This window comes from Micromonospora sp. 15K316, assembly GCF_004348525.1.
Classification (GTDB): Bacteria; Actinomycetota; Actinomycetes; order Mycobacteriales; family Micromonosporaceae; genus Micromonospora.
In genome coordinates this window covers 1-7,888 of sequence record NZ_SMKG01000255.1, presented here as the reverse complement: position 1 = coordinate 7,888, position 7,888 = coordinate 1, and the positions used below count along the sequence as shown (strand labels likewise).

6 protein-coding genes are annotated in these 7,888 nt (G+C 73.2%); 5 read left to right on the top strand and 1 reads right to left on the bottom strand.

Annotated elements, in window-relative coordinates; all coding sequences use genetic code 11:
• Window positions 1-138 precede the first annotated feature (138 nt).
• The 4 genes from E1211_RS28495 to galT all read left to right on the top strand — a co-directional run bounded on the left by E1211_RS28495 (window position 139) and on the right by galT (window position 5,456).
• Window positions 139-1,731: a glycosyltransferase family 2 protein gene (locus E1211_RS28495; RefSeq protein WP_132352727.1), complete on the top strand. Its 1,593-nt coding sequence runs from the start codon at window positions 139-141 to the stop codon at window positions 1,729-1,731.
• Window positions 1,732-1,810: 79 nt separating this feature from the next.
• Window positions 1,811-3,340: an adenylyl-sulfate kinase gene (gene cysC / locus E1211_RS28490; protein WP_132352725.1), complete on the top strand. Its 1,530-nt coding sequence runs from the start codon at window positions 1,811-1,813 to the stop codon at window positions 3,338-3,340.
• A gap of 236 nt (window positions 3,341-3,576) precedes the next feature.
• The gene (locus tag E1211_RS28485) at window positions 3,577-4,383 is read left to right on the top strand and encodes a DeoR/GlpR family DNA-binding transcription regulator (protein ID WP_132352723.1); all 807 of its coding nucleotides are present in this window, start codon (window positions 3,577-3,579) and stop codon (window positions 4,381-4,383) included.
• On the top strand, window positions 4,380-5,456 hold the full coding sequence (gene galT, locus E1211_RS28480; protein ID WP_132352721.1) for a galactose-1-phosphate uridylyltransferase: 1,077 nt from the start codon (window positions 4,380-4,382) through the stop codon (window positions 5,454-5,456). The genes E1211_RS28485 and galT overlap by 4 nt, the downstream gene beginning before the upstream one ends.
• A 310-nt stretch (window positions 5,457-5,766) precedes the next feature.
• Here galT and E1211_RS28475 read toward each other — a convergent pair whose 3' ends face one another.
• Complete coding sequence (locus E1211_RS28475) at window positions 5,767-6,984, bottom strand: NADP-dependent isocitrate dehydrogenase (RefSeq protein ID WP_132352719.1); 1,218 nt, start codon at window positions 6,982-6,984, stop codon at window positions 5,767-5,769.
• Window positions 6,985-7,117: 133 nt separating this feature from the next.
• On the opposite strand from E1211_RS28475, the gene E1211_RS28470 reads away from it, so the two are divergent.
• Window positions 7,118-7,888: MBL fold metallo-hydrolase (locus tag E1211_RS28470; RefSeq protein ID WP_132352717.1), on the top strand; the 771-nt coding region annotated here is incomplete at its 3' end.

The following is a 7,888-nucleotide window of genomic DNA, read 5'->3' as shown; positions in this document are numbered from 1 at the left end:
CCCTGATCCTGACCCACCCGCCCCCTAAGGAGACCGGTCATGAGGGAACCTTTGGGGCAGTGACGGAGTCCCATGCACGGTCGTATCGATTCCGGCCGGATCGCCGACGGTCCGGCAGGCACGAGCGCGGGGAGAGAGATGATCGACGGCACGAGCGAGTCCCTCAAGGTGAGCGTCGTGGTGCCCGCACACAACAGCGGCCCGCACATCGAGAAGCTCGTCGACTCGCTGCTGCGGCAGTCGATGCCGGCGTCGCAGTTCGAGGCCGTCTTCGTCGACGACGGATCGACCGACGAGACACCGGCCCGGCTGGACGCGCTGGCCGCCGCCCACCCGCATCTGCGGGTGGTGCGCTTCGACAACTCGGGCTGGCCGTCGCGCCCCCGCAACGTCGGGGTCGCCCACGCCCGGGGCGAGTACGTGATGTTCGTCGACGACGACGACTGGCTCGGCGACGAGGCGCTCGAGCGGATGTACGACTACGGCGCCGCGAACGGCGCCGACGTGGTGATCGGCCGGATGGCGGGGCACGGGGATCGGGGGGTGCCCCGCGAGCTGTTCCGGCGCAACCGGTCCGACGCGACCCTGGCGAACGCGCCGCTGATGGACAGCCTGACCTGTCACAAGATGTTCCGTCGGGGGTTCCTCGACGAGCACGAGCTGCGCTTTCCCGAGGGGTGGCCACGACGTCTGGAGGACCACCGCATGGTCGTCCGGGCGTACCTGCTGTCGAAGCGGACGTGCGTGCTCTCCGACTACACCTGCTACCACCACGACCGCCGGGACGACAGCGGGAACGTGACGGCCGGTCGGTTGGACCCGCGGGAGTACTACACGGCGCTGCGGGAGGCCCTGGACATCGTCGACGCGCACGTGGAGCCCGGCCCGCTGCGGGATCGGCTGCACCGGCGCTGGCTGCGCCACCAGATGCTCGACCGGCTGCGCGGCCGGCGGCTGCTGGAGGCGCCGCCGGAGTGGGCGGGGCAGGTGGCCGCGGAGGTCCGCGACATCATCCGGGAGCGGTTCGCCCCGGGGGTGGCCGCCGGACTGCCACCGATGTACCGCGTCGTCGCCCACCTCGCCGAGCAGGGGCGGTCGGCGGACCTGCGCCGGTTCGCCGAGTGGGAGGGGACGTTGCGCGCCGCCGCGCGCATCGAGCGCCACGCCCTCGCCGGCACCACCCTGACCGTCACCGTCGGGGCCTGGCTGGAGTCCGACGACGGACCCGTCGCCGCCGGCCGCGACGGCGACCGGGACCTGCTCGTGCTGCCGGTGGCGGACGTCCCCCCGCAGCTGCGCGACGTGACGACGGCCCTCGTGCGGGCCGGGTGGACGTCGTGGCCCGCCACCAGGAGGCGGGCGACGAGGTCTTCCTGCCGTGACGTCGACCGTCGAACGGGTGGTCGGGCCGGACGGGAGCACGCACGCCGTCCACCGGGCGACGGTGACTGTGGACTACCGGACGGTCAACGCCGGCCGCACGGCCGGCACCTGGCGGCTCAAGGCGCGGGTGACCAGCCTGGCCCGGACGCAGGACGTCCGCCTGCCACTGTTGATCCGGTGCGCCGCCGACGGGGCGGTGCCGCGGGTCGTGGACGAGACCGCGTTCCTCTTCCGGCTGCGCCAGGCCGTCCGTCGCCGCGTACCGGCCGACCTGCTCGCCCGGCCCGCGCTGCGGGGCCGACGCGGCTGACCGGCGTGCGCCGGCGCGGCGCCGGGACGGCCCCCTGAGGTTCCCTCGTGGAGTGGCACCCTCGACCGATCGCCGGTCTGCTGCGAAACTGTGTGCCGATCAGCGAGTGGGGGTGTGATGAGCAACGGGTGGGTGCTGCCCGACGAGCTGCTCCGCGACGCGCCGGCGTACACGCCGCGTCCGGGGGAGCTGGCCGACCTTGAGCTGCTGCTGACCGGGGCGTACGCCCCGCTCACCGGCTTCATGACGCGCGCCGACCTGGTCTCCGTCAGCCGGCGGGCCCGGCTCGCCGACGGCACCCCGTGGCAGGTCGCGGTGACCCTCCAGGTGCCGACGGCGCTCGCCCAGGGGCTCGATCCACGTGATCCGGCACGCCGGGCGCTGGTGCTCACCGACGGCGAGGGCGCTCCGGTGGCCGCGCTGGACGTGACCGACGCGTGGCCGGTCCGCGACGGGGTGGCCGGGGTCGGAGGCACCCTGCGCCGGCTGGGTGACGGCGGCCACGGGCCGTTCCAGCGGCTGCGCCGCACCCCGGAGGAGGTGCGGGCGCTGCTGCCACCCGGCCGGGTGCTCGGGGTGATCGCCGACCGCCCGTTGCACCGGCCGCAGCTCGCCCAGATCGCGCACGCCACCCGCACCCTCGGCGCGCACCTGCTCGTCCTGATCCCCGTCGGCGAGGACGGGCCCGGGGGGCTCCCGCCCGAGTCGCTGGTACGCGCCGTCTTCGCCGCCCGGGACCGGATGCCACCGGCGACTCTGGTCACCGTGCCGCTCTCCCGACGCCGGGACGAGATCAGCGACGCTCTGCTGCGGGCCCGGGTCTCCGCCGCGTACGGGGTGACCCACCTGCTCTCCACCGGCGAGATGCTCTCCGGGGCCGGGCTACGGGTGCTGGTGCCGCGCGAGCTGGCCTACGACAGTCGGGACGGGCAGTGGCGCTGGCGGGAGGACATCCCGCCGCGCAACCGGCGGCTGGCGCTGACCCAGGCGGAGATCGACGATCTGCTGGACCGAGGTTTCCCGCTGCCCGAGTGGCACACCCCGCCGGCGGTCGCCCGGGAGCTGGCCCGGGCGCGCCCGCCCCGCCGCTACCGCGGCCTCGTGGTCTTCCTGACCGGGCTCTCCGGCTCGGGCAAGTCGACAGTCGCCCGGGGGCTCTCGGACGCGCTGCGCGAAGGCGGCGAGCGTACGGTCACCCTGCTCGACGGTGACGTGGTGCGGCGGGAGCTCTCGGCGGGGCTCGGGTTCGACAAGGCGGACCGGGATCTGAACGTGCGCCGGATCGGCTGGGTCGCCGCCGAGATCGCCCGGCATCGAGGGGTCGCCATCTGCTGCCCGATCGCCCCGTACGCGGCGGCCCGGGCGACCGCCCGGGAGATGGCGCTCGCGGCCGGGGCGGGGTTCGTGCTGGTGCACGTCGCCACCCCGCTCGAGGTCTGCGAACGGCGTGACCGCAAGGGCCTGTACGCCCGGGCGCGCGCCGGCCTGCTCACCGGGATGACCGGCGTCGACGACCCGTACGAGGAGCCGACCGACGCCGACCTGGTGCTGGACACGAGCGAGCTGGCCGTGGACGAGGCGGTCCAGACGGTGCTGCACCACCTCACCGAGACCGGCTGGGTCGAACCCAAGCTGCCACCTCTCTGAGCCCCGCGTCCCGGGTGGGCGCGGGGCCGCCCGGTCCTCCTCCGGGCGGCTGCGCCGGTGGAGCCGGCCGGGCTGCCGTGGCAGCCCTGATCACGCGCGTCCGGTGAGCGGTGGGTCACCACGCGGCCCGGGGCCACCCCGTTCCTTCCACCGGTTCCGGACACGCGCTAATGTTCATTCTTGTTGGAACACGTTTGACCACGTGAGAGTACGTGAGTGGCCGGGAGGGGCGGCGGATGCTGGCGCAGCAACGGCAGGCGACCATCCTGGAGCGGGTCCGCGCGGCGGGCGGCGTGCGCGTCAGCGAACTGGCCGCCGAGTTCGGCGTCTCGGACATGACCATCCGGCGCGACCTGGAGTCGCTGCACGAGCGCGGCCTGCTGGCCAAGGTGCACGGCGGCGCCACGGTGGCCGGGCCGGGCTCGACCGACGAACCGGGCTTCCGGGCGAAGTCGGTCCGGCAGCCGGCCGAGAAGGCGGCCATCGCCGACCGGGCGGCGCAGCTGGTCCGCCCGGGTGCGGCCGTCGCGCTCTCCGCCGGCACCACCACCGCCGAGCTCGCCCGCCGGCTGGTGGACGTGCCCGGGCTGACCGTGGTGACCAACTCGCTCCCGGTGGCCGAGGTCATGCACGCCGGCGGACGCCCGGACCAGACCGTGGTGCTCACCGGCGGGGTGCGGACACCCTCCGACGCGCTGGTCGGGCCGCTGGCCGTGGCGGCGATCCGATCGCTCCACCTCGACCTGCTCTTCCTCGGCGTGCACGGGATCAGCGAGCGGGCCGGATTCACCACGCCCAACCTGATGGAGGCGGACACCGACCGCGCCCTGGTCGCGGCTGCCGACCGGCTGGTGGTGCTCGCCGACCACTCCAAGTGGGGCACGGTCGGCATCTCCTCGATCGTCGAGCTGTCGGCCGCGCACGTGCTGATCAGCGACGAGAGGCTGCCGCCCGAGGCACGCCGGGTGCTCGGCGAACACGTGGGCGAACTGGTGACGGTGACGGCGACGGGCACGCCGACGAACGAAGGGGCCGCGGAGTGAAGCGCACCGAGATCCGGCTGGCCGACGGCCGGGAACTGATCTACTTCGACGAGCGGGACGACGCCGTCCGCGACCAGCCGGACCGGCGGGACCTGCCACCTCCGCCGCCCGCGTCCCAGCTGCGCTACGACCCGCTGACCGACGAGTGGGTGGCGGTCGCCGTGCACCGGCAGACCCGCACCTTCCTGCCGCCGGCGGACCAGTGCCCGCTCGACCCCTCGCTGGGTGACCGGCTCACCGAGATCCCGGCGCCCGACTACGACGTGGTGGTCTTCGAGAACCGCTTCCCGTCCCTGAGCGGCCGGGTCGCCGACACCCCCGCGGAGATCACTCCGTTCACGCCGGTCCGGCCGGGCCTGGGCCGCTGCGAGGTGGTCTGCTTCACCTCCGACCACAACGCCTCCTTCGCCAGCCTCTCCCCCACCCGGGTCCGCACGGTGATCGAGGCGCTCGCCGACCGGACCGTGGCCCTCGGCGAGCTACCCGGCGTGGAGCAGGTGTTCTGCTTCGAGAACCGGGGCGTGGAGATCGGGGTGACCCTGCACCACCCGCACGGTCAGATCTACGCGTACCCGTTCGTCACCCCGCGGACCCGGACGATGCTCACCGCCGCGCGCCGGCACGCCGAGCGCACCGGCGGCGGCAACCTCTACGCCGACGTGCTCGCCGCCGAGCGGGCCGCCGGTGAGCGGGTGGTCCTGGCCAACGAGCACTGGACGGCGTACGTCCCGGCGGCCGCCCGCTGGCCGTTCGAGGTGCACGTGGCCCCGAACCGGCCGGTGCCGGACATCCCCGCGCTGGACGACGCCGAGCGGGACGCTTTCGGGCCGCTCTACCTGGACCTGCTGCGCCGGTTCGACGGGCTCTTCGACATGCCCATGCCCTACATCGCGGCGTGGCACCAGGCGCCGGTGCGGATCGACCGTGAGCTCGGCCACCTGCATCTTCAGCTGTTCAGCATCCGCCGGGCGAAGGACAAGTTGAAGTACCTGGCCGGCTCGGAGTCCGGCATGGGCACCTTCATCAACGACATCGCACCGGAGCGCGCCGCCGAACTCCTCCGCGCCGCCTGAGCGCACGCGCCCCGGCTCGGGCACGAGAAGCTTCCCGACGGCGCGCCTGACGTTGCCCGAACAGGGCGCGGGGGGCCCGGGACAGGGCCCCCCGCAGGGAAGGGACGGCTGGCTGTGCACGACAGCCGGGAAGGCTGGCTGATCGGCACTCGTGCCGCGCGGTCACCGCGGTCAACCTTCCTGGACGCGACTGGCATCTCGTCCACCCAGGTCAACGAGGCGCGCCGAGTGGAGTGACGGAAAATCCTCCCCCGGGTACGACGGAGCCCGCCGGCGCGATGCCGGCGGGCTCCGTTGTTGCTGGCCGAGATCAGGCGGCGAGCTTGCGCGCCAGGTTCTCGTCGAGCGCGTTCATGAACTCGTCGGTGGTCAGCCACGGGGCGTCGCGCGAGATCAGCAGCGCGAGGTCCTTGGTCATCTGGCCGCCCTCGACGGTGTCGACGATGACCTGCTCCAGCGTGTTGGCGAACTCGGTCACCGCCGGGGTGCCGTCCAGCTTGCCCCGGTGGGCCAGGCCACGGGTCCAGGCGTAGATCGACGCGATCGGGTTGGTCGAGGTCTTCTCGCCCTTCTGCCACTGCCGGTAGTGCCGGGTGACCGTGCCGTGCGCCGCCTCGGCCTCGACGGTGCGGCCGTCCGGGGAGAGCAGCACCGAGGTCATCAGGCCGAGCGAGCCGAAGCCCTGCGCGACGGTGTCGGACTGCACGTCACCGTCGTAGTTCTTGCAGGCCCAGACGTAGCCGCCCTCCCACTTGAGCGCGGCGGCGACCATGTCGTCGATCAGCCGGTGCTCGTAGGTGAGGCCGGCGGCGTCGAACTCGGCCTTGAACTCGTTCTCGAAGACCTCGGCGAAGAGGTCCTTGAACCGGCCGTCGTACGCCTTCAGGATCGTGTTCTTGGTCGACAGGTAGACCGGGTAGTTGCGGTCCAGGCCGTAGCGGAAGGAAGCCCGCGCGAAGTCGCGGATCGACTCGTCGAAGTTGTACATGCCCATGGCGATACCGCCGCCGGCGAAGTTGGCGACCTCCATCTCCACCGGGGCGGAGCCGTCCGCCGGGGTGTAGGTGACGGTCACCTTGCCGGGGCCGGGCACGACGAAGTCGGTGGCCTTGTACTGGTCGCCGTGGGCGTGCCGGCCGATGATGATCGGCTTGGTCCAGCCGGGGACCAGGCGCGGCACGTTCGACATGATGATCGGCTCGCGGAAGACGACGCCGCCGAGGATGTTCCGGATCGTGCCGTTCGGCGACCGCCACATCTTCTTGAGGCCGAACTCCTCCACCCGGGCCTCGTCCGGGGTGATCGTCGCGCACTTCACGCCGACGCCGTGCTCCTTGATGGCGTTGGCCGCGTCGACGGTGACCTGGTCGTCGGTCTCGTCGCGGTGCTGGATCGACAGGTCGTAGTAGTGCAGGTCGACGTCGAGGTAGGGCAGGATCAGCTGCTCCCGGATCTGCTTCCAGATGATCCGGGTCATCTCGTCGCCGTCGAGCTCCACGACCGGGTTGTTTACCTTGATCTTCGCCATCGGCCGGCGCTCCTCTCGGGGGACACGTGCTCAAGCAGTACGAGCGTACTGGAAACTCGCCGGCACCCCCCAGCCGGCCTCGGCAGAGGGGAAATTCGCGGCCGGCACGGGAGATCAGTGGCATCATCGCCCGATGCCGCTGAGCCGCAGCCTCGGGTCTATCACGGTCACCGCGATCACCGACGGCGAGGGCCCGTTCTTCGAGCCCCGCGCGGCGGCGTTCCCGGCCGCCACGGCGGAGCAGTGGCGAGAGGCCGACCGGCGTGATCCGGCCGCGGTGACCGCCGACGGGCGCTGGTGGCTGCGATTCCGCTGCTTCGCGATCCGGGTCGGGGACGGACTGGTCACCCTGGTCGACGCCGGGATCGGCCCGGCGGGCTCCCCCGCCGCGAGCTGGGCGCCGGTGCCGGGCCACCTCCCCGCCGAGCTCGCCGCCGCCGGCATCGACCCGGCGGACGTCGGCACGGTGGCACTGACCCACCTGCACACCGATCACGTCGGCTGGGCGGTCACCGGCTCCCCCGGCACGCCGTACTTCCGCAATGCCACGTACCTGCTCCAACGCGCCGAGGTGACCGCCGTCGACCGGGTCAACCCGCAGCTGCGGGCGGGGCTGGTCGAGCCGTTGCGCGCCGCCGGCCAGCTGCGGGAGGTCGACGGCGAAGCCTCGATCGGGCCGGGCGTACGGCTGCTGCCGACGCCCGGACACACCCCCGGGCACCAGTGCGTGCTCGTGGATCAGGGCGAGGAGCGGCTGCTGCTCACCGGCGACCTGCTGGTGCACGCCGTGCAGCTGGTCGACCCGGGACTCGCGTACGCCCACGAGGCGGACCCGGACGAGGCGCGCGTCTCCCGCACGACCCTGCTCCGCACCCTCGCCGAGGCCGCCCCCACGGCCCTCGCC